The sequence below is a fragment of the Microbacterium sp. E-13 genome (genome assembly GCF_049912955.1).
Classification (GTDB): domain Bacteria; phylum Actinomycetota; class Actinomycetes; order Actinomycetales; family Microbacteriaceae; genus Microbacterium.
On the sequence record NZ_CP183973.1, the window covers coordinates 2810705 to 2832781 of the forward strand.

Genomic DNA, 22077 nt, shown 5'->3' on the forward strand with positions numbered 1-22077 from the left:
AGGGTGTCGTACGTCTCAGTGGGATTCACGCGACACCTCGGATCCGGATGCCCCGACGAGGAAGTCCAGATCGGCACCGCGGTCCGCCTGCAGCACGTGGTCGACGTAGAGCCGCTCCCACCCGCGCCGCGGGTTCGCGTAGCCGTCGACGGTGGCCTGGTTCGGCATCCGTCCCGCGAGCTCTTCCGGCGAGACGTCGAGGTCGAGCCGTCGGTCGCGCACGTCGAGGGTGATCCAGTCGCCGGTGCGCACCAGGGCGAGTGGCCCGCCCGCGGCGGCCTCCGGGGTCACGTGCAGCACGACCGTGCCGTAGGCGGTGCCCGACATGCGGCCGTCACAGATGCGGACGATGTCACGGATGCCGCGCTCGAGGAGCTTGGTCGGCAGCGGCATGTTCGACACCTCGGGCATGCCCGGGTAGCCCTTCGGCCCGCAACCGCGCAGCACCATCACCGAGTTCTCGTCGATGTCGAGGTCGGGGTCGTCGATGCGCGCGTGGAAGTCCTCGATGGAGTCGAACACCACCGCCCGGCCGCGATGCTTCAGCAGGTGCGGCGACGCGGCGGCCGGCTTGATGAGCGCCCCGCCGGGCGCGAGCGAGCCGCGCAGCACCGAGATGCCGGCGTGCGGCTGCAGCGGCGTCTCGCGTGAGCTGATCACGTCACGGTCCCAGATCTTCGCGTCGTCGAGATACTCGACGAACGGTTTTCCGGTGATGGTGAGGGCCGTGGGATCGAGCAGGTCGCGCACCTCGCGCATCACGGCGAGGAAGCCGCCGGCGCGGAACAGGTCGTCCATCAGGTAATGCCCCGCCGGCTGCAGGTTCACCAGCAGCGGCACATCGGAGCCGATGCGGTCGAAGTCGTCGATCGTCAGGTCGATGCCCAGCCGCCCGGCGATCGCCAGCAGGTGCACGACGGCGTTGGTCGATCCGCCGATCGCGGCCAGCGCGACGATCGCGTTGTGGAAGCTCCCCTTCGTCAGGAACGTCGACGGCCGCCGGTCCTCGGCCACCAGCGCCACGGCGAGGCCGCCCGTGAGGTGCGCGGCCTCGAGCAGCCGCGCGTCGGGAGCCGGCGTGCCCGCCACACCGGGCACGACGACGCCGAGCGCCTCGGCCACCAGCGCCATCGTTGACGCTGTGCCCATGGTGTTGCAGTGGCCCCTCGAGCGGATCATCGACGACTCGCTCTTGAGGAACATCGCCTCCGACAGCGTGCCGGCGCGCACCTCCTCGCTGAGCCGCCACACGTCCGTTCCGCAGCCCAGCGCCTCGTTCCGGAAGTGCCCCGTCAGCATCGGGCCGCCCGGGACCACCACGGCGGGAAGATCGACGGATGCTGCGGCCATCAGCAGCGACGGGATCGTCTTGTCGCAGCCACCGAGCAGCACGACACCGTCGATGGGATTGGCCCGCAGCATCTCCTCCGTGGCCATCGCCGCCATGTTGCGCCACAGCATCGCCGTGGGCCGCACGTTCGTCTCGCCGAGCGAAACCACCGGCAGTTCCAGCGGGATGCCGCCGGCCTCGTAGATCCCGTTCTTCACCGACTGCGCCACCTCGGTCAGGTGCGCGTTGCAGGGCGTGAGGTCCGAGGCGGTGTTCGCGATCGCGATCTGCGGGCGCCCCGTGAACGCGGAGTCGGGCACGCCGCGGCGCATCCACGCGCGATGGATGTAGGCGTTGCGGTCATCGCCCGAATACCAGTGCGCGCTGCGCATAGCACTCATGCTGTCACTGACTCTCTCGGTGGTGACATGGTCCAGGTCGGTGCCATTTCACATCCGCAGTATATTCAGAATCAAGATTCTGATTCAATGATCGATACCCGAACGCGGCGAAGGAGGCGAGCGGAATGAGTCCCGAGGGCATCTCGGCTCCGAAGCAGCAACGCAGTCGCGACTCGTTCGCGCGCGTCAAGGCGGCGGCCCTCGCGTTACTGCAGGATCCCGACGTCGTCGAGTTCACCCTCGCCGACGTCAGCCGGCTCTCGGGCGCTTCGATCGGATCCATCTACACCCGGGTGCAGAGCAAGAGCGACCTCATCCGCGCCGTGCAGATGGAGGAGTTCGATCGGATCGACCGCGCCGCGCAGACGATCTCGGATCGCGCCGATTCGGCGAGGGACTTCGAGGATGCGGTCACGCAGATCGTGCGCGCCCTCATCGGTCACCTCGTCGAGAACGCGGCGATTCTGCGGGCTTTCATGCGGCTGTCGGCGGGAGATGAGCAGATCACCGTACGCGGGAGGCAATCGAGCGATATCTCGGAGGCAGCGTTCATCACGTCGCTCCTCAATGCCAGCGACCGATGGCACGTCGGCGCAGACCTCTCAGCCGTCTCATGGTGCTACGACCTCATCTACTCGGTCGTGGGCCGGCATCTCGGATTCGGGATCGCGGCAGGCGGACTCCCCCGAGATCCGATTGCTCCCTCAGAACTGGCGGACAGGCTCTCGGACACCATCCTCAGCTTTCTTCTCCGCGCAGGCTCCGCCTCGACGAAGAGCCGCTCGTGAGCGGACTCACCCGCGGGCGAGCCTCAGGACACATCGATGACCATCCGAACAGGAGCGCCCATGAGCATCCCACTCCGAACTGACGTGGAAGAACTCTTCGACGTCCCCGAGGTCCGCGTCGCCGCCGAGCGCATCATGCCCGAGCCCTACCGGGACTTCGTGAACAACGCCGGAATGGAGGAGACGCTGCGCGGCGACGTGGCGGCATGGGGCGAGTTGAACCTGCGTCCTCGCGCGCTCGTCGACGTGAGCAATGTCGATACCTCCGTAACCGTCCTCGGTCAGCAGATCGCGCTGCCGGTCATCACCGCGCCCTTCATCGGCTCCAGCTTCATCGACCCGGAGGGTGAGATCGCCTCCGCTCGAGGCACGGCGCATGCCGGCAGCATCATGACCCTGAGCATGATGGGGTCTCGGACACCTGAGCAGATCGGACCGGAATCCGCCGGGAGGTACTGGCAGCAGCTGTACTGGGTGCGTGACCGCGACGTCGTCGAAGACATGGTTGCCCGGGCCGTCTCGGCCGGAGCATCCGCTCTCTGCCTCACCGTCGACCTGCCCGTCATGCCGTCGTTTCCCGGCCGGATGCGCGACGCTGCGCAAGCGCTCGGCGAGCACTGGGGTGCGGGCGAGCATTCGATGTACGTCGCCCGCGACTATCGGGACCGCCCGTTCGGCGCGACCTTTCCCAACCCCGCGGTGTCCTGGTCCGACCTGGAGTGGCTCCGCGGTCTGTCCGACCTGCCGCTGATCCTGAAAGGCATCGTCCGACCCGAGGACGCAGTCCGGGCGCGCGACCATGGCGCGTCCGCCGTCGTCGTCTCCAACCACGCCGGCCAGGGCCTGCGGTACTCGATGCCGGTGGCCCACGCGCTCCCCGCGATCGTCGCCGCGGTGGGGGGCGATCTCGAGGTTCTCGCCGACAGCGGAATCCGGTCGGGGTTCGACGTCCTTCGAGCGCTCGCACTCGGAGCCAAGGCGGTACTGGTCGGCCGCCCCGTGCTCTGGGGCCTTGCCGCGGGCGGCGCGGCCGGCGTGGAGCGCGTCTACAGCATCCTCAAGGACGAGCTCGCCGAGGCCATGGCCATCACCGGGGCCCCACGCATCGCGGACATCGACGAGGCCGTGCTGGCGCCGGTGAGGATGTCAGCTCGCAACGGGTGAACGACGCGCGAGCGCAATGTCCGATGCCGAAGGCGTCACCTTCTTCCCGCTCGGACGAGATGCTCGTAAACGAGGCGCACGGCCACGGCGCCATCGCCGACGGCGGACGCCACCCGTTTCACCGACCCGCTCCGCACGTCGCCGATGGCGAACACGCCGTCGCTCGACGTCTGGAACATGGTGGCGCCCTCGCTCCCGACGCCGGTCATGACGAATCCCCGTTCGTCGAGTTCGACGGCGCCTTGGAGCCACCCGGTGTACGGCTCCGACCCGATGAGCACGAAGAGTGCGGTGGTTCTGAGAGACCGGCGCTCGTCCGTCCTCACGTCTCGGATGATGGCCTCCTCGAGGCGCGCATCGCCGCGCAACTCGCTGACCTCCGAGTTGTTCCACAAGCGAACCCGCGGGTTCGCCGTGATGCGGTCGGCAAGATAACGAGACATGTCGCGGCTCAGGTCGTCATGGCGAATCACGAGATGGACGTCCGTCGCGGTCCGGGCCAGGAACGTGGCCGCCTGCCCCGCAGAGTTCCCGCCCCCGACGATCACCACCGGGCTCGCCCGGCACATCCGTGCCTCGAATTCGGTGGCGGCGTAGTAGACGTGAGGGCCCTCGAACCGGTCCATGCCGGGCACGCCCAGACGGCGGAAGCGCACGCCGGTCGCGACCACCACCGTGTGCGCCTCGACGCGTGCCCCGTCGGTCAGCTCTATCGCGAAATGGCCGTCGACGCGTTCGAGCGACTCCGCCTCGCCGGGGATCATGAAGACGGCACCGAACTTGCGGGCCTGGACCACCGCTCGGTCGGCGAGCTCGGCGCCCGAGATGCCCGCCGGGAACCCGAGATAGTTCTCGATCTGCGACGACGTCCCCGCTTGACCGCCCGTCGCTATCGCGTCGAGCACGACGGTGGACAGTCCTTCCGAGGCCGCCGCCACCGCGGCGGCGAGTCCCGCCGGTCCCGCCCCGACCACCGCGATATCGACCGCGCCGTGTGGCGGGGCGTTCTCGCGGAGCCCCAGAAGCTCGGCGAGCTCCGCGTTGCTGGGATTGCGCAGGACCGTTCGCCCTTTCCACAGGACGATCGGCGTCTGGTCGGGTGAGATGTCGAACGCCCGAAGAGTGCTCTCGGCCGCGGGATCATCCTCGAGGTCGTCCCAGCGGTAGGGCACGCGATTGCGGCTGGCGAAATCCCTCAGCCGGCGGGTGTCGGCAGAGAACCGAGAGCCGATGATCCGCAACCCGATGCCGAGGTCCGTATGGATGCTGCGCCGGAGGATGAAGGCCCTCAGGATGAGATCTCCGATCGCCTGATTCTGGGCGACAGCCTCCTTGGCCCGGTCGTACGCGATCTCCAAGACGTCGACATCGGTCTGGGCGACAGCCGTGACGTAGACGGCCTGGCCCGTGAGCATCGACAGGTCACCCACGAAGCGCCCGCGCCCGTGGACGGCGATCACCCGCGGGGGGTCGTCATCCTGAACGACCCGGACCCTCCCGTCCAGCACGACGAACAGACCGCAGTCGCGGTCGCCGGCGCAGAACAGCATCGCACCCTTGGCCAGCCGCTGGGGGTGCCCGTACGGGCGGAGCCGCATGATCTGCTCGTCGGAGAGCCGAGGGTATGCCCCGTTCGTGTCGGGTGTCTCGGGCAGGTCGGCCGGCTCGGACTCAGACGAACTGCTCGTCGGCATAGCACCACCTCCAGCTCTCCCCCGGCTCGATCGAACGCACGATGACGTGACCCGCGGTGGCGGCGTGAGCGCGCGCGTGACGCATCGGCGACGAGTCGCAGCAGCAGATCAGCCCACAGGTGAGGCATTGCCGCAGGTGCACCCACGGGGTGCCGAGGCGGAGGCATTCCTCGCACCCTCGCGCCCTGGGCGGCCCCACCGGCCGCACGAGCACCAGGTGCGCGTCCTGCAGGGCCCGCCCGGCGCCCGCGATCATCGCCGGTCCCCGCCGTTCGGGTCACTCGTCGCCGCCGGCTTCGTGTCGCCGCCGGGCAGATGCTGCGTGAGCCAGCTGCGCAGGACGTGTGCCGGTGCGGCTCCGACCTGTCTGGCGATCACCTGTCCCCGGCGCATGAGGATCAGCGTCGGGATCGCCTGGATCTCGAAGCGGCGACTCACCTCCGGCGCCTCATCGGCGTTGACCTTGACGAGTTTGAGTTCCCCGGCCAGCTCGGTCGCCAGCTGCTCCAGCGCCGGACTGACCATGCGGCAGGGACCGCACCACGGCGCCCACACGTCGACGAGCACCGGGATCGTCGACGCGTCCACCACCCTCGTGAACTCCGCGTCGGACGAGTCGACCACCCACGGCAGCGGCCGGTGGCAGTTCCCACAGCGGGGCGTTCCCGTGGCAACCGCCGGGACCCGGTTCTTCGTGCTGCAATGCGGGCAGACGATGATGGCGGTCCGTTCCTCCGGAGCGCTCATGCTGCTGCCTCATGATCCTCGGGTCGCTTCGGCAGCACGGTGAGTTCGCCGTCGGCCAGGTCGATCACGATGGTGGAGTCGTCCGACAGGTCGCCCCGCACGAGTGCACGCGCGACGCGCGTCTCCACTTCACGGGAGATGAACCGCCGCAACGGCCGCGCCCCATACGCCGGGTCGAATCCCTCCTCCGCCAAGAAGCGCCGAGCCCGCTCCGTGGCCTCGATGGTGATCCGCTGCTCCGCCAGACGCTGCCGCAGCTCGTCGAGCTGGAGGTCGACGATGCGTTCGATCTCGGCGAACGTGAGCGGCTTGAACAGCACGATCTCGTCGATGCGGTTCAAGAACTCCGGCCGGAAGTGCGATCGGAGCGCACTCATCACCTGTCGGCGGGCCTCCGGCTGTACATCGCCGTCTCGTGTGACCCCCTCGAGCAGGTACTCCGAGCCGAGGTTCGAGGTCATGATGATGACGGTGTTGCGGAAGTCGACGGTGCGCCCGTGAGAGTCGGTGAGCCGGCCGTCGTCGAGCACCTGCAGCAGGATGTTGAAGACGTCGACGTGCGCCTTCTCGATCTCGTCGAGCAGCAGCACCGAATACTGCTTGCGGCGAACCGCCTCGGTGAGCTGACCGCCCTCCTCGAATCCCACGTATCCGGGCGGCGCCCCCACGAGCCGGCTCACGGTGTGCCGTTCCTGGTACTCGCTCATGTCGATGCGGATGATGTTCTCCTCACTGTCGAACAGGGCCTCCGCGAGCGCTTTCGCCAACTCCGTCTTGCCGACACCCGTCGGACCGAGGAAGACGAAGGAGCCGATCGGACGGGTCGGGCTCTTGATGCCGGAGCGCGCCCGGATGACAGCATCCGTCACCAGCTGCACCGCCTCGTCCTGACCGATCACCCGCTCGTGGAGCAGCTCGTCGAGCCGGAGGATCTTCGCGCGCTCGCCCTCCTGGAGTCGGCTCACCGGTATACCCGTCCACTGGGCGACGATCGAGGAGATCTCGTCGGCCGTGACGACCTCGCGCAGCAGGCGTCTCGTGCCCTGCTTGACCCCGAGTCGCTCTTCGCTCGCCCTGAGGCGACGTTCCAGCTCGGGGAGCTTGCCATGGCGCAGGCTCGCGGCCGTGTTCAGGTCGTACTCGCGTTCGGCTCGTTCGCTGTCCAGTCGCACCTGCTCGATCTCCCGCCGCAGCGCCTGCACCTCGCGCAACGCCTGACGCTCCGCTTCCCACTGCGCCCGCATCGCGTCGGCTTCGGCCCTGAGGTCGGCCAGTTCCTTGCGAAGCTCCTCGAGGCGACCCAGGCTGGCGGCATCCGTCTCCTGGGCCACCGCGGCCTCCTCGATCTCGAGGCGGGTGACACGACGGGTGAGCTCGTCCAATTCCGCCGGCATGGAGTCGATCTCGGTGCGCAGCATCGCGCAGGCCTCATCCACCAGGTCTATGGCCTTGTCGGGCAGGAATCGCTCCGAGATGTAGCGGTGGCTCAAGCTCACGGCGGCCACCAACGCACCGTCGTGGATCTTGACGCCGTGGAACACCTCGAACCGCTCGCGCAGCCCCCGCAGGATGGAGAGCGCGTCCTCGACACTCGGCTCATCCACCAGCACCGGCTGGAACCGGCGCTCGAGCGCCGCATCCTTCTCGATGTGGGTGCGGTACTCGTCGAGCGTCGTCGCCCCGATCATGTGCAGCTCACCGCGGGCGAGCATGGGCTTGAGGATCTGGCCCGCGTCCATCGCGCCTTCTGTCGCGCCTGCCCCGACCACCGTATGAAGCTCGTCGACGAACAGCAGGATGTCGCCCTCGGCCGCCAGCACCTCGTTGAGGACGGCCTTGAGTCGCTCCTCGAACTCGCCCCGGTACTTCGCACCAGCGACGAGCGAGGCCAGATCCAGTGCGAAGACGCTCTTTCCGCGCAGACCCTCGGGCACGTCGCCGTGGTGGATCCGCTGCGCCAATCCCTCCACGATGGCCGTCTTGCCCACTCCGGGCTCACCGATCAGCACCGGGTTGTTCTTGCTCTTGCGCGAGAGGATCTGGACGGTGCGGCGGATCTCCGCGTCTCTGCCGATCACCGGCTCCAGCCGCCCCGCGGCCGCATCGGCGACGAGGTCGCGACCATACTTCGCGAGGGCCTCGTAGGTTCCCTCCGGAGTGGCGGACGTCACCCGCTGCGACCCCCTCACGGCGGTCAGGGTTTCCAGGAACGACTCCCGTGTCACGCCGTGCTGCGCGAGCACGCGCCCCGCAGCCGAGTTGGACCCTTCGTCCAGGAGGGCGACGATCAGGTGCTCGACGGAGACATACTCGTCCTTGAGGCGTCGGGCCTCCTGATCGGCGGCGTCGAGGATGCGGTTCAGCCTCTGGGTGATGAACACCTTGCCGGGCTCGACACCTGACCCCGTGACCCGCGGTCGCTTCTCGAGCTCGGCCGTCACCTCCTCCCTCAGCCGGTCGACGTCGGCACCGGCGCGCGTGAGCAGAGGCAGCACCAGTCCGTCGCTCTGCTCCATGAGGGCCAGCAGGAGGTGCTCGCCATCCACTTCCTGATGTCCGAACCGCAGCGCCTTGGTCTGCGCGTCGTGCAGTGCCTCCTGCGACTTCTGGGTGAGCCTGTTCAGGTCCATCGACGTCCCCTCTCCGAGTAAGAGCGCCGTTGAGATCTCTCGAGATCGGAGATCCGGTCAAGCAGATCCATCACGAGGCCGAGCGACGCGTAGGTGATGTTCAGACGCAGGTGCAGCCGCTGGATCTTGGCCATCTCCCGAACCTGGGAAGGGTCGAACCAAAGGTTCCCCTCGGCGTCCCGGGTGATCTCGAGCAGGCCCAGAGCGACCAGCCGGCGAATCAGGTCGGGGTGCACACCGGTGATCCGGGCGTAGCTGTCCAGGCTCAGTCGATACGGACGTGCCAGGGGCCACCGCGTTCCCGCGGTCAGGTCGGTCATGGTGTACTCCGCGGATCGAAGGTCGACTCCCTGCCGAGCTGCTCGAAGAGCCGGCGTTCCTGCTGCGAGAGCGCTTTGGGGACCCTGATCTGCGCTTCGGCGTAGAGGTCGCCCGGCTTTCCTCGACTGTTCGGCAGACCACGGCCTTTCAGGCGCAGTCGCCGGTGACTGGAGGTGCCGGCCGGTACTTTGACGGTGGCAGCGCCGCCGGGAGTCTCGATCGGCAGAGAGGCGCCCAGCGCCGCCTCCCACGGCGCGATGGGCAGCATCACATGAAGATCCCGACCATCCGTCCGGTAGCGGGGATGAGGTGCGATGCGCACGATGAGGTACAGGTCGCCCGGCGCTCCGCCACCCGACCCCTGGCCGCCTTGCGCGCGGAGCCGGATCCTCTGGCCATCCACGACACCAGCGGGGATGTCGACGTCGATGGTGCGCTGGCCATCGGCGCCGCTTATCGAAAGCGTGCGCCGGGTTCCGCGGTACGCCTCTTCGACACTCACCTCGACCTCCGTCTCCTGATCGGAGCCGTCTACTCGCCCCCACCCGCCCCGACCGCGTCCCCGTGAGCCGAACATGCCGCCCAGCAGGTCCTCCAGATCGATATCACCGACTGACCCGGAGTACTGGAATCCGTCCGGGGCACCGCCACCGGGGCGCCCTCTGACGCTCTCTCCCCCGAAGCCCGCGCCCGCGTAGGCGCGCGCCCGCCGGTAGGCGTCGGGGTCGACGTCGGCACCGACGCGGCGGAAGTCCGGTCCGAACGCGTCGTACCGCTTGCGCTGGTCGGGGTCGGAGAGCACGTCGTACGCCTCGGAGAGCTCCTTGAACTCGTCTTCGGCCCCGGGATCCTTGTTGATGTCGGGATGCAGCTTGCGGGCGCGGCTGCGGTAGGCCCGTTGGATCTCCGACGGATCGGCATCGCGGGAGACGCCGAGAACCTCGTAGGCGTCCCGGGCCATTACTCGCTCCTGGTCGCAACGATCACCGACGCGGGCCGGAGGATCTCGCCATCGGCACCGTAGCCGGGGCGGACCACGTGCGCGACGGTACCGGGGACGAGGTCCGGATCCGCGACGGTGCCGACGGCATCGTGGTGAGCGGGGTTGAACGGCTTCCCGGTCTCATCGTCACGCCGGGGGAACCCGAGGTCGGCGAGCACTGCGAGAGCCTGCTGGTGCACGGCGCGCACCCCCTCAGCGATCACGTCGGAGTCGGAGGAGGCATGCTCCAGGGCGCGCTCGAGGTTGTCGACGACCGGTAGCCAGCGGGACGCCACGGACGCCCGTTCCTGTTCGCGAGCACGGATCACGTCTTTGACGCTGCGTTTGCGGAAGTTGTCGAGCTCTGCAGCCGTGCGGCGCCAGGAGTCCTGCAGCTCGGCGATCTGCTGGGCGGTCTCGTCCTCGCCGCCGGCCCCCGCCTCCGCGGGTGCCTCATCCACAGGTTCCTCGTGTCTGGACATGATGACGGCGCTCAGTGAGCGGTGAACTCGGCGTCGATCACGTCGTCGGCGTCGTCGTCCGCCCGGGCCTCGCCGGGCGATGCCCCCGCGGGACCGGGGCCGGCCTGGCTCCCGGCGGATGCACGCAGCGCCTGCACCATCTGGTGCATCTCGCCCGTGAGCGAGCGCAGGCGATCGATCGGCGTCTGCGCGTCAAGAGCAGCACGCGCATCCGTCACCAGCATCTCGGCCCGGGCTCGATCGTGCTCCGCGACATTGTCGCCGGCTTCCCTCAGCGCGCGCTCCACCTGGTAGGTCACGGAGTCGAGCTCGTTCCGGGCGTCCACGAACTCGCGAAGCTGCGCGTCCTCGCTTCGATGCGCCTCGGCGTCCGAGATCATGCGCTCGACATCCTCGGGCGTGAGCGTCGAGGTCTCGCTGATCGTGACCTGCTGCTCCGTTCCCGTGTCTTTGTCTTTCGCCGAGACGTGCAGGATGCCGTTGGCGTCGATGTCGAAGGTGACCTCGATCTGAGGCTCGCCCCGCGGGGCCGGCCGGATGTTCTCCAGGCGGAACCGCGCGAGCACCCGGTTGTCGCTGGCGCGCTCGCGCTCCCCCTGGAGGACGACCACGTCGACCGCCTGCTGGTTGTCCTCGGCGGTGCTGAACAGCTCGGTTCGCCGTGCCGGGATCGTGGTGTTGCGTTCGATGACCTTGGTCATCACGCCACCCTGCGTCTCAAGGCCGAGCGAGAGCGGCGTGACGTCGAGGAGCAGGACGTCCTCGACATCGCCCTTGATGATGGCGGCCTGGACGGCGGCGCCGAGCGCGACCACTTCGTCGGGGTTGACCGTCATGTTGGGTTCCTTGCCGCCGGTCAGTCGACGGACAAGGGCCTGCACCGCGGGGATGCGCGTAGAACCGCCGACGAGGATGACCTCATCGATGTCATCCGCGGTCACCCTCGCGTCGTCCAGGGCCTGCTTCACCGGACCCATGCAGCGCTCGACGAGGTCCGCGGTCAGCTGTTCGAACGTCGAGCGCATGAGATTGACGTTCAGATGCTTCGGCCCGGAAGCATCCGCGGTCACGAACGGCAGGTTGACCGCCGTCTGGGTGACGGCCGACAGCTCGACCTTGGCCTTCTCGGCCGCCTCGAACAGGCGCTGCAAGGCTTGCGCATCCTGCCGCAAGTCGACGCCGACATCCTTCTTGAAATCCTCCGCGAGGTAGTCGACGATGCGCCGGTCGAAGTCGTCCCCGCCGAGGTGGGTGTCGCCGGCCGTGGACCGGACCTCGACCACCCCTTCACCGACCGTGAGGAGGCTGACGTCGAAGGTTCCGCCGCCCAGGTCGAAGACGAGGATGGTCTCGTTCTCGAGCTTCTGCATCCCGTACGCCAAGGCCGCAGCGGTCGGTTCGTTGATGATGCGGAGCACCTCGAGGCCCGCGATCTTGCCTGCGTCCTTCGTGGCCTGCCGCTGGGCGTCATTGAAGTGCGCAGGCACGGTGATCACCGCTTCGGTGACCCGTTCGCCGAGCGCCTTGCCTGCGTCCTCGGCCAGTTTGCGCAGGACCTGGGCCGAGATCTCCTCCGGAGCGTAGAGCTTGCCGTGGACCGAGAACCTGACCGCGCCGTCCGGGCCGGACACCACGTCGTACGAGACGGTATGGATCTCGCTCTGAACCTCGTCGTACTTGCGTCCGACGAAGCGCTTGGCCGAGTAGATCGTGCCCTTGGGATTCATGATCGCCTGGCGCCGGGCCATCTGACCCACGAGGCGTTCACCGTTTTCGAGGAACGCGACGACCGAGGGCGTCGTCCTGCTTCCTTCGGCATTGGCGATGATCTGGGGCTGTCCGCCCTCCATCACCGCGATCACCGAATTGGTCGTTCCCAGGTCGATACCGACGGTCCTGCCCATGAGATGCTCCGTTCGCTCGGCGGCTTCCCTGGCCATGGTCGCGCCGGCACCGGACCCGGGGCATCCCGTGAACGGGGGAGCTTGCGGAGCGTCGGGCTCTCAGCGACCAGTCTCCCCCGGCGGCCCGTGCGCGTCCGGCGGGCCGTGGCGGAATGAGAGGACGGCGAGCTCCGCTCGGGAGTGGATGCCGAGCTTCAGGTAGATGTGCTTGAGGTGCGCGTCGACGGTGTGGGGCGACACGATCAGCTCCTCCGCCGTCGCTCGGTTCGTCAACCCCGTGCCGATGAGCCCGGCGACTCGAACCTCGGTGCCGGTGAGCGACCGCCAGGGATCCGGGTCGTGCGCTCGACCTGCCGGGGCGATCGGGGCGACGCCTTGCGGGTTGTAGAGCACCATTCCATCGAGCACGGTCCTGGAGTGGACCCTCAGCACGTCCGCGATCACCCCCATCCCGAAACGCCGTACGTCGTAGAGGCACAGGAAGATGGTGGGCAGCGCGGCCAGGATCCGGATCACGGCCGATTCATAGACGAAGATCTCCGTCGCCCCCGTCTCCCCCGAGGCGTGAGTGGGCGTCTGGCCCGCCGCGCGCAGCAGCGGACGTCTGTCGTCCGCGGATGAAACCGGGTGCGGGACGAGGTTCAAGATTCGCTGCTGGGGCGACAGGCCTCCGGAGTGAAGATAGGCGTCGGGCGCGGAGTGCACGTCAACTCGCCCCGGCCGGCGGGCGTCCGCGGCACCCGCTCCTCCGTACGCCCGTTGCCGCATACCGGCGGGTTCGATCTCGTCGATGAAGCAGACGCAGTGGTCGCCGTGACGGAGTCCCTCTTGCAGGAACCGCACCAGCAGGCGGTCCCGCTCGATGGGTCCCGAGAAGAGGGCGCAGACGTGCACCCCGGGGTAGACCTCGCCGATCCCCGGGATCCCCATGAGCAGATCACTCATCGGGCACTGCCCCGAGTCGCGCCATGCGCTCACCCTACTGGCGGTGCACCACACTGGTCACGGGGGTTGCCTTATGCGGGGTGGAGGAGTACGTCCCGCAGATGCAGGCGCCGACGACGCGCCCAGGCACCGCTAGGTCTCGTCCCGCTCGCTCGCCAGCCGGGCGCGGCGCTCCTCCTCCCGCTTCGAGTACGCCGCAGCGCGGATCGCCTCGTCCGACTCCAGTCCCGTGCCGAGCGCACCGCCGATCGTCGCCGCCGACGCCACGAACCACGTGAGCACGAACAGATCGCCGTAGCCGAGCGGGGTTCCGACCGACTCGCCCATCAGGGCGGGGTCGAGGACGAACAGCGCCCAGGCCAGGTTCACGACGAACAGTGTCACGTAACCGATGACGACCCCGATCGCCAGCGTCAGCAGCGTCGAGGTGTTGTAGAGGCGGGACCTCTCGCGAGCCTGCGCCGAACTGTCGTCGGGACGGTCCCACAATTCGCCGTCGATGACGATCCAGGCGACGACGATCGCGATGGAGGCGATGGTCGCGACTCCCAGTCGCCACCCTGAGAGGGAGGCGGCAAGTTGCCAGACCGTCGAGTCGACCGTCGCCACCGCGCCGGTTGCCAGTGCCGCCACGAGCGCGGACTTGAGCCCGGTCGCGAGGAGCCACGGCCGGTTGGCGAGCACCATGCCGAGGAGCACCCGCCACCGAGCGATGAGGCCGGGCATCGGCACGCGCTGCTCGTCGGGCGAGGCGGGGGCGGCCATGCCGCTGACGAGCGCGCTCACGGCGCGACGCGCGCGCGGGCGAACACGGAACCCGCCGAGAGCAGGCAGTGAGAGCACAGCCGCGTGCCGCTGCGGATGGAGAGCGGCCAGCAGGTAACGGCCGTCATCATCGCGCAGCGGGAGCTCGGTCACCCCGACGACGAGATCCCACTCGTGAACGGCGGCATGAGCCTGCAGTCGCGCCAGCGCGACATCGACGTCCTCTGAACCGAGGGTGAACGGCTCGCTCAACAGCTCGACGTGCCACGCGATCTGATCTTCGCCGTCCGGAGCGACGAGGTCGGTCATTCGCCGCGCCACTTCCGTCGGGGCGGCCGGATCAGCCACGATACCCACTCGGATGGACATCACTTGCGAAACGTACACCCAGGCTCACGTCGAGATCTGCACGGAGACGGGATCCGGGTGCGTTCACCTCGGCGCAGCCGGCTAGAAGCGCCTCACGTAGATGGCGACGCCGTCCTGATCCTCCACGTCGAGGCGGTATTCCTCTCCGCGAAACCATGCGGCGACGGGGATGGATCCGTCGGACTCCCGGTCGAGGATCTGGACTCCGACGGTGACGCGGCGCTCCCCACCTGTTGCCACCTCGTCGAATCGGGCGTTGAACACGTTCGACGGCTGCATGTGTCGAGCGTACGCCGACGATGGATGCCGGCCGGCAGACAGGACGGTCATCGGCGACCGGCGACGTCGGCAACCGCACGCCCGGTTCCTGAGAGGACGCACATGTAAGCGCCCTAGCGTCGAGAGATGAGCAGCGCATCCGACGAGCCGAACGACCAGACGCCGGATGAGCCGCGCGTAGGTCGCAGCAAACGGCCTGCGGAGATCGGAGCTCAGCCTCGGCATCCCGAGCCATCGACGCCGCGGACCCCGCGGCGGTCGCGTGCGAAGGAGCGTCTCCGCTCCCTGAAACCGACCGACATCCCCTCGCGCCCGCCCGGCGACGATCCGCAGGAGGCCCTGGAGTCTGCATGAGCGGTGGATGCCGCAGCCTCGGGACTCTCGACGCGCACCGTCCAGCGGCGAGCGGTGCTCCGTCACATGGCACAGCGCGACGCCACATCAAGTTAGGCTAGGCATACCTTGGCGACCTTCACCCCTGGTGTGGTCTGTACCGAAGAAAGCCAAACCCCTGATGATCCTGACCTCGACCGCGCCCGCCCTCGGCCTGTCTCTGCTTGCGGGCGAGCCGGACGCAACGGCACTCATCGTCGGCGGTCAGAGCATCACCTACGCCGGATTGCGGCAACGGGTCGCCGGGCGCCGTGACAAGCTCGGTGACGTACGCCGCCTCGTGATGATCGCCGCCGGCAACGCAGTCGAACCGATCGTGACGTACCTGGCCGCGCTCGAAGGCGGTCACCCGGTGCTTCTCGTCGCCGATGGCGCCGACGAGGCGGCCCGCCGGCATCGCGCATCGCTCATCGAGCGGTTCGATCCCGACGTCATCGCCCACGGTGCCTCGGCCGACTGGGTGCTCGAGGAGTGCCGCCCGGGAAGCCGGCACGAGTTCCATCCCGATCTCGCGGTGCTCGCGAGCACGTCCGGATCGACGGGCTCGCCGAAGCTCGTGCGCCTGTCTGTCGAGAACGTGCGCAGCAATGCGGCCGCGATCGCCGAGTACCTCGAACTGACGCCTGCCGACGTCGCAGCGACGACGCTGCCCCTGCAGTACTGCTACGGCCTCTCGGTCGTCAACAGCCACCTGCTGGCCGGCGCCGGCCTGATGCTGACGGAGCATTCCGTCGCCGACGAGGCGTTCTGGCGCGAGGCACGCGAGCACCGCGTGACGTCGTTCGCCGGCGTACCGTACACGTACGAGCTGCTCGAGGCGCGGGGGTTCACGGGCGCGGGGCTGCCGTCGCTGCGCTACCTGACCCAGGCCGGCGGGCGCATGGCTCCGGGAGCGGTGCGACGATTCGCGCATCTCGGCCGCGAGAGCGGATTCGAGCTGTTCGTGATGTACGGGCAGACCGAGGCGACGGCACGCATGGCCTACCTGCCCCCCGGGCTCGCCGCCACCCACGCGGGCGCGATCGGCCGCGCGATCCCCGGCGGTGCATTCCGCATCGACGCACCGGATGGCGCGGAGTCCGGCGAGCTCGTGTACCAGGGCCCGAACGTGATGATGGGCTACGCTCACACGCCCGCCGACTTCACGCTCGGATCCGTCGTCACCGAGCTGCGGACGGGGGATGTCGCACGCCGGCGCACCGACGGACTCTACGAGATCGTCGGCCGCATGAATCGCTTCGTGAAGGTGTTCGGACTGCGGCTCGACCTCGATCGCGTCGAGCAGCTGCTGGCCGACGAGGGGATCGAGGCGCGCGCGGCGTCTGCGGACGAACGTCTGCTGCTGTTCGCGACCTCGGATCGGCTCGCCGCGCGCGCGAAGGAGACGGCGGCCGCGCTCGTCGGCATTCCCGCGCACGTCATCGGCACGCACGTCGTCGCGGAGTTCCCGCGCACGTCGAACGGCAAGCGGGACTACGCCGCGCTCCTCCGTCTCGCCGAGCTGCACGACGCAGCCGTCGAGCGGTCCGCGAACCCGCCGGCGACCGTGACGCCCGAGACGATCCGCGACCTGTACCGGGCCCTGCTCGGTGAGCCGGATGCGGGGCTGGACGACTCGTTCGCGGGTCTGGGCGGCGACTCGCTCAGCTACATCGAAGTCGCGCTGCGCCTGGAAGAACTCGTCGGCACCCTGCCGCGGGATTGGCCGACCCGCACGCCCCGCGAACTCGCGCCCCACGGTGCCCCCTCAAAGCCCTCGCGGTCGTCGTCCACCCCGGCCGCGGCATCCGTCTCCGCGTGGTCCTGGCGGCGATGGCTGACGCCGGCGCGTCTCGAGACGCCCGTGGTGCTGCGGGCCGCGGCGATCTTCCTGATCGTGGCCACGCACGCGGATCTGATCGCCGTGAAAGGCGGAGCGCATCTGCTGCTCGCCGTCGCCGGCTACAACCTCGCGCGGTTCCAGCTGGCGCCGATCCCGGACACGGCGCGATTGCGACGGCTCGGACGCACGGCACTCCAGCTGGCCGTGCCCGCGGTGCTCTGGATCGGCGCGGTCGCGCTGATCACGAGGCAGTACGCGCCGACGACCGCCGCGCTCGTCAACAATTTCGTGCCCGGCAACGGGCGGTGGAACGAGCAATGGCAGTTCTGGTTCCTCGAGGCGATGCTTTGGTCGTTCGCGGGGGCAGCCGCGCTCTTCGCCGTACGTCGTATCGACCGGCTCGAACGCAGGGCGCCGTTCGGATTCGCCCTCGGCGTGCTCGTCGTCGCGCTCGCCGCGCGCTTCGCGATCGCGGGACCGACGGCCGAGCACGTCGAGCGTTACGCGGCCCCTGTCGTGCTGTGGCTGGTCGCGCTCGGGTGGCTCGTCGCCCGCGCCGACACCGCCCTGCGTCGCATCCTCGTCTCCGTGGTCGCCGTCGTGGCGAGTGCCGGATTCTTCGGGGAGCCGTGGCGGGAGGCGCTCGTGGCGGGAGGGATCCTCGTGCTCGTCTGGATCCGGGCGGTGCCCCTCCCCCGGATCGCCGTGCCGCTCGTCGTCACGGTGGCGGCGGCATCCCTCTTCGTGTACCTCACGCACTGGCAGGTCTACCCGCCGTTCGAGCAGAGCGCTCCGTGGCTCGGCACACTGCTGTCGTTCGTCGTCGGCGTGCTCGCGTACCACGTGTACCGCAGCGCGAGCGCTCGCTTCGCGGGCCTGGGCGGGTGGCTGCGACGCTCCGCCGCGCCCCGCATCAGCCCGAGGAGTTCGCCGCCGCGCCGGGCATGACGATTGCGCCGGTCGCGCCCGGTTCTCCCGCCGCGGCGTAGAGCACCACGCCGCCCTCGACGATCACCCGCACCGCCGTGCCCGGCGCGAAGGCCGCCGCGCGGTGCTGCGGCACGCGATACATGAACTCGGTGTGGAAGTCGCCCGAACCGACGCTCAGCCGCAGGTCGGCCGTCGACCCGGCGGGCCGCACCGCGACGACGGTACCGTTGGCGACCGGAGCGAGGGTGGATGCCGCGCCATGCGTCGCCGCCGCCACCCGCAGCTGTGCGGGGCGAACCATCGCGCGCACGCGCACGGCTCCGCCCGAGAGATCATGACGGACGGACAGGCGGCCGAATCCGCAGTCCACGCCCCCCGCGCCCGAGCGGGCCGGGATCACCAGGGCATCACCGAGGAACAGGGCCACGCTCGCGTCGATCGGAGCGTCGTAGACCGCCATGGGGTCTCCCGACTGCACCAGCCTGCCGCCGGCGAGAACCCCCACCTGATGGCCGAACGACAGCGCCTCGTGCTGATCGTGGGTGACGAGCACCGCGGTCACCCCGCTGCGCTCGAGCACGTCGACGACCGCATCGCGGGTGGCCGACCGCAGCCCGGTGTCGAGGGCGCTGAACGGCTCGTCGAGGAGGATCACGCTCGGCTGCTGGGCGAGCGCCCGCACCAGCGCCACGCGCTGCTGCTGACCGCCCGACAGTTCATGCGGCATCCTGTCGGCGAGGTCCGGGTGCAGCGACGCCAGCTCGAGAAGCTCTCGAACGCGCCGCGCCCTGCCGGGGCCGCGCCCGAGCCCGAACGCGATGTTGCGCGCCACCGACAGGTGCGGGAACAGGGCGCCGTCCTGCGCGACATAGCCGATCCCGCGCCGGTGGGTGGGGACGGATCGCCCATGCCCGGCGAGCTCCCGGCCGCCGAGACTGATGACGCCGCCGTCCGGATCGACGAAGCCGGCGACGAGCCTCAGGAGCGTCGTCTTTCCGCTGCCCGACGCGCCCACGAGGGCCAGACGGGTGCCGCGCGGCACCTCGAGCGAGACATCGCCGAGCACCTCGGTGCCGCCGAACGACTTCGAGACCCCCTCCAGTCGCAGGGTCATCGCAGGGTCCTCCCTGTCGCGTGAGTGAACATGAGGGCGACCGCCGGCACCGACATCAGCACCAGCAGCACGGCATAGGGGGCCGCCGTCGGATAGTCGAGGGCGGATGCTGCCGACCAGAAGCTCGTCGCGACGGTGCTGGTGCCCGTGGGGGCCAGCAGGAGGGTGGCGGTCAGCTCGTTCGCCGCCCCCAGCGCGACCAGCGCACCACCCGCGCCGATGGCGGGCAGCAGCAGAGGAAGCGTCACACGCAGCCTGGCGCCGGACGGAGGCACGGCGAGCGCTCGGGCCGCCTCCTCGAGCGATACCGGCACCTGCGACAGGCCTGCGCGCAGAGGCACCAGCGCGCGGGGCAGGAAGATCACGACATACGCGGCGACCACGGTGAACGCGGTCTGGTAAAGGCCCGGGGCGAACGCGAGGGTGACCGCCACGAGCGCGAGCGCCACGATGATCGCGGGAAGGCTGCTGGCCAGGTAGGCGGCGCCCTCCAGCAGACGCGACAAGCGCCCCGGATAGCGGATCGCCAGCCACGCGAACGGCAGCGCGACCGCGATCGTGCAGACGGCCGCCGCGAGGGCGAGGCCGAGTGTCTGCACCGCGGCGATCGCGACATCGCCGTAGGCCGCAGCATCCGCTCTCAGCAGCCAGCGCACGACGCTCGTCAGCGGCACCACGAGCGCGGCGGTGAGCAGAAGGATCATGGCGGCGAGCGCCGGCCCGGCAAGGCCGCCGAGGCGGAGGTCGGCAGGCGGATGCGGCGACCCGCCGCCGACACGTGCGTACCGGGCGCGGCCTCGGGCGACCGACTCGACGCCGAGGAGGATCACGCACAGGAGCGCGAGCACGATGCCCAGCGCCGCCGCGTTGGGACCGGCGAACATGCTCTCGTACGCGACGACGATCGCCGTGGTGAAGGTGTCGAAGCGCAGGAAGGCGAAGGCACCGTATTCGGCGAGCAGGTGCAGCGCGACGACGAGCCCGCCACCCAGCACGGCCAGCCGGAGCTGAGGCGCGACCACACGGAAGAACACCGCCCAGGAGCCCATCCCGAGCGAGCGGGCCGACTCCTCCAGCGCCGGGTCGAGGCCCCTGATCGCTGCCAGGGCCGGCAGGTAGACCAGCGGGAAGTACGCCAGCGTCGCGACGAGCACCGCCGCCCACAGCCCATGGATCGACGGGATCGCGCTGGCCCAGCCGTAGCTCGCGACGAAAGCGGGAATCGCCAGGGGCGCGGCGAGCGCCACCTTGAACAGGGCACGCCCCGGGATCGTCGTGCGCTCGACCAGCCACGCACACCCCACCCCGAGCACCACGGTCGCCGGCACCCCGATCACGACGAGCAGCACCGTGTTGACCAGCAGCTCGGCGACCTTGGGCCGGAACACGAGGGCCGACAGCTGGTCCCAGCCCATCGCGAACGCCGCCTGGACGACGTAGCCGATGGGAACCAGCGCGCCCAGCGCGAGCACGGCGACCACGACGACGAGCCCCGCGGGCGGCCGTTTCTCGTTCGTGCCGCGCGCCGGTGTGCGCGTCTGGAGCTGTGTCAGAGCAGGCCGGCTTCCGTCATGAGCTCGATGACCGCGGGGCCGTTGAGCGTCGAGGGGTCGATCACGGGTGCGTCCAGCTCTGTCAGCGGGGGCAGCTCGGGCTTTGCGGCGACATCGGACGCCACCGGGTACTCGAAGCTGTACCCCTCGCCCAGGATCTTCTGCCCCTGCTCACCGGCGATGAACGCGAGGAACTGCTGCGCCTCGTCGGGGTGCGGCGCATTCTTCAGCACGCCGCCGCCGGAGATGCTCACGAACGCGCCCGGGTCCTGGTTGCCGAAGTAGTGCAGCTTCGTGTTCGCGCTGTCTTCGGCTGCCGCATCCTGATCGCGGAACCAGTAGTAGTGGTAGATGATGCCGACCGGCACTTCACCGGCGTTGACCGCCTTCATCGTGACGATGTTGTTGCGGTACTGGACCGAGTTCTCGGCCATCCCGTCCAGCCAGTCGCGCGTGGCGTCGTCGCCCTGGGTGGCGAGCACCGCCGACACGATCGCCTGGAAGTCGGCCTTCGCGGGTGCCGCCCCCCAGCGGTCCTTCCACTCCGGGTCCGACAGGTCCATCAGCGAAGCCGGCAGCTCGTCCTCCGAGATGAGGTCGGGGTTGTACACGAGCACGGTGGACCGTGCGGCGATGCCGGTCCACAGGCCGGACGAGGGGCGGTACTCCTCGGGCACGAGCGCCAGAGTCGCATCGTCGACGGGCGCGAAGAGGTCGGCCTCTTCGACGAGCGACATCGCGGGCGAGTTCTCGGTGAGGAACACGTCTGCCTTGGATGCCGCGCCCTCCTGCACGAGCTGGTTGGCCAGTTCGCTGTCGTCACCGTTGCGGAGCACGACCTCGATGCCCGTCTCCGCCGTGAACGCGTCGACCCATTCCTGGGTCAGCTGTTCATGCTGCGCGTTGTACACCACGAGCGCACCGGGGTCGGCGGCATCCGCGCTTCCCCCGCCGCCCGAGCACCCCGCCAGAGCGAGGCCGGCGAGAACCGCGGGAACGACGAGCCAGCGCCGCAGACGCGCAGGAATGGACAGGCGTGAAGGCATGGCGAACCCCTCAGAAACAGACAGGTAAGGCTAGCCTAAAGCACCGGCGCGTCGTGTTTCGCACCGCGCGGTCCGCTGTCGGTGAGCCACGCGGCGTCACCGGAGGGAGTGGGATGCTCCCCCGGGCGTGCGAGCCCTACGCCGTCGTCCCGGGCGGGTTCCCCTCGACCGCGTCCTCGGCCGCCGCCTCCGCGGCCTCCCCCTCTTCGGGCGACTCCGCGCCGCTCTCCGCACCGGTCGGGTCACTCGTGTCGTCGTTCTGCCGGCCGCCGTCCGCAGCATCCGTATTCGTCGCGTGCATCGCCCATCTCCTTCGCTCGAGTCGACTCCACGATGCGCGGGCTCATGGCCGCCTCGCACGGGGTTGACATCGGGAGGGAGGAGCCGCACCCGATCTGCACGCATCCTCTGGACGACT

General features: G+C 69.4%; 19 protein-coding genes. 3 read left to right on the forward strand and 16 right to left on the reverse strand.

Features of this window, described 5'->3' with window-relative positions:
- Positions 1 to 15: 15 nt before the first annotated feature.
- Entirely contained in the window at positions 16 to 1722 is a 1707-nt protein-coding gene (locus tag ACN9MP_RS12930) for an IlvD/Edd family dehydratase (protein ID WP_426320762.1), read from the reverse strand.
- Positions 1723 to 1856: 134 nt separating this feature from the next.
- Between ACN9MP_RS12930 and ACN9MP_RS12935 the strand changes: the two genes are divergently transcribed.
- Both ACN9MP_RS12935 and ACN9MP_RS12940 read left to right on the forward strand, forming a co-directional pair.
- Positions 1857 to 2519: a TetR/AcrR family transcriptional regulator gene (locus ACN9MP_RS12935; protein WP_426320764.1), complete on the forward strand. Its 663-nt coding sequence runs from the start codon at positions 1857 to 1859 to the stop codon at positions 2517 to 2519.
- Between the two features lie 60 nt (positions 2520 to 2579).
- Entirely contained in the window at positions 2580 to 3683 is a 1104-nt protein-coding gene (locus tag ACN9MP_RS12940; RefSeq protein ID WP_426320765.1) for an alpha-hydroxy acid oxidase, read from the forward strand.
- Between the two features lie 35 nt (positions 3684 to 3718).
- Here ACN9MP_RS12940 and ACN9MP_RS12945 read toward each other — a convergent pair whose 3' ends face one another.
- The 11 genes from ACN9MP_RS12945 to ACN9MP_RS12995 all read right to left on the reverse strand — a co-directional run bounded on the left by ACN9MP_RS12945 (position 3719) and on the right by ACN9MP_RS12995 (position 14801).
- On the reverse strand, positions 3719 to 5377 hold the full coding sequence (locus tag ACN9MP_RS12945) for an FAD-dependent oxidoreductase (protein ID WP_426320767.1): 1659 nt from the start codon (positions 5375 to 5377) through the stop codon (positions 3719 to 3721).
- Entirely contained in the window at positions 5355 to 5633 is a 279-nt protein-coding gene (locus ACN9MP_RS12950; RefSeq protein ID WP_426320769.1) for a UBP-type zinc finger domain-containing protein, read from the reverse strand. Before ACN9MP_RS12950 ends, ACN9MP_RS12945 begins: the two co-directional genes overlap by 23 nt.
- Positions 5630 to 6124 carry a thioredoxin gene (gene trxA / locus ACN9MP_RS12955; RefSeq protein ID WP_426320771.1) on the reverse strand — a complete coding sequence of 165 codons (495 nt, stop codon included), beginning with the start codon at positions 6122 to 6124 and terminating at the stop codon, positions 5630 to 5632. Before trxA ends, ACN9MP_RS12950 begins: the two co-directional genes overlap by 4 nt.
- Positions 6121 to 8754, reverse strand: coding sequence for an ATP-dependent chaperone ClpB (gene clpB, locus ACN9MP_RS12960; protein ID WP_426320772.1), 2634 nt, complete (start codon positions 8752 to 8754; stop codon positions 6121 to 6123). Before clpB ends, trxA begins: the two co-directional genes overlap by 4 nt.
- Positions 8745 to 9074, reverse strand: coding sequence for a chaperone modulator CbpM (locus ACN9MP_RS12965; RefSeq protein WP_426320774.1), 330 nt, complete (start codon positions 9072 to 9074; stop codon positions 8745 to 8747). Before ACN9MP_RS12965 ends, clpB begins: the two co-directional genes overlap by 10 nt.
- Complete coding sequence (locus ACN9MP_RS12970) at positions 9071 to 10036, reverse strand: DnaJ C-terminal domain-containing protein (RefSeq protein WP_426320776.1); 966 nt, start codon at positions 10034 to 10036, stop codon at positions 9071 to 9073. The genes ACN9MP_RS12965 and ACN9MP_RS12970 overlap by 4 nt, the downstream gene beginning before the upstream one ends.
- Entirely contained in the window at positions 10036 to 10518 is a 483-nt protein-coding gene (locus ACN9MP_RS12975) for a nucleotide exchange factor GrpE (RefSeq protein ID WP_426320778.1), read from the reverse strand. The genes ACN9MP_RS12970 and ACN9MP_RS12975 overlap by 1 nt, the downstream gene beginning before the upstream one ends.
- A gap of 32 nt (positions 10519 to 10550) precedes the next feature.
- A complete protein-coding gene (gene dnaK / locus ACN9MP_RS12980) occupies positions 10551 to 12443 on the reverse strand; it encodes a molecular chaperone DnaK (protein WP_426320779.1) in 1893 nt (630 codons plus the stop codon).
- A 99-nt stretch (positions 12444 to 12542) separates the two neighbouring features.
- The gene (locus ACN9MP_RS12985) at positions 12543 to 13388 is read right to left on the reverse strand and encodes an MEDS domain-containing protein (protein WP_426320781.1); all 846 of its coding nucleotides are present in this window, start codon (positions 13386 to 13388) and stop codon (positions 12543 to 12545) included.
- 132 nt (positions 13389 to 13520) lie between these two features.
- Positions 13521 to 14462, reverse strand: coding sequence for a hypothetical protein (locus ACN9MP_RS12990; RefSeq protein ID WP_426320783.1), 942 nt, complete (start codon positions 14460 to 14462; stop codon positions 13521 to 13523).
- 141 nt (positions 14463 to 14603) lie between these two features.
- The gene (locus ACN9MP_RS12995; protein WP_426320785.1) at positions 14604 to 14801 is read right to left on the reverse strand and encodes a hypothetical protein; all 198 of its coding nucleotides are present in this window, start codon (positions 14799 to 14801) and stop codon (positions 14604 to 14606) included.
- A 514-nt stretch (positions 14802 to 15315) separates the two neighbouring features.
- On the opposite strand from ACN9MP_RS12995, the gene ACN9MP_RS13000 reads away from it, so the two are divergent.
- Positions 15316 to 17964 (forward strand): AMP-binding protein, encoded by a 2649-nt coding sequence (locus tag ACN9MP_RS13000; protein WP_426320786.1) that lies wholly within the window; start codon positions 15316 to 15318, stop codon positions 17962 to 17964.
- On the opposite strand, the gene ACN9MP_RS13005 is transcribed toward ACN9MP_RS13000, so the two are convergent.
- From ACN9MP_RS13005 to ACN9MP_RS13020, 4 genes are all read right to left on the reverse strand, one after another.
- On the reverse strand, positions 17930 to 19060 hold the full coding sequence (locus ACN9MP_RS13005) for an ABC transporter ATP-binding protein (protein ID WP_426320788.1): 1131 nt from the start codon (positions 19058 to 19060) through the stop codon (positions 17930 to 17932). The genes ACN9MP_RS13000 and ACN9MP_RS13005 overlap by 35 nt on opposite strands.
- The gene (locus ACN9MP_RS13010) at positions 19057 to 20541 is read right to left on the reverse strand and encodes an ABC transporter permease (RefSeq protein ID WP_426320790.1); all 1485 of its coding nucleotides are present in this window, start codon (positions 20539 to 20541) and stop codon (positions 19057 to 19059) included. Before ACN9MP_RS13010 ends, ACN9MP_RS13005 begins: the two co-directional genes overlap by 4 nt.
- 68 nt (positions 20542 to 20609) lie before the next feature.
- Positions 20610 to 21659, reverse strand: a complete 1050-nt coding sequence (locus ACN9MP_RS13015; protein ID WP_426320792.1) for an iron ABC transporter substrate-binding protein — start codon at positions 21657 to 21659, stop codon at positions 20610 to 20612.
- 136 nt (positions 21660 to 21795) lie between these two features.
- Positions 21796 to 21960 (reverse strand): hypothetical protein, encoded by a 165-nt coding sequence (locus ACN9MP_RS13020; RefSeq protein ID WP_426320794.1) that lies wholly within the window; start codon positions 21958 to 21960, stop codon positions 21796 to 21798.
- Positions 21961 to 22077: the final 117 nt, after the last annotated feature.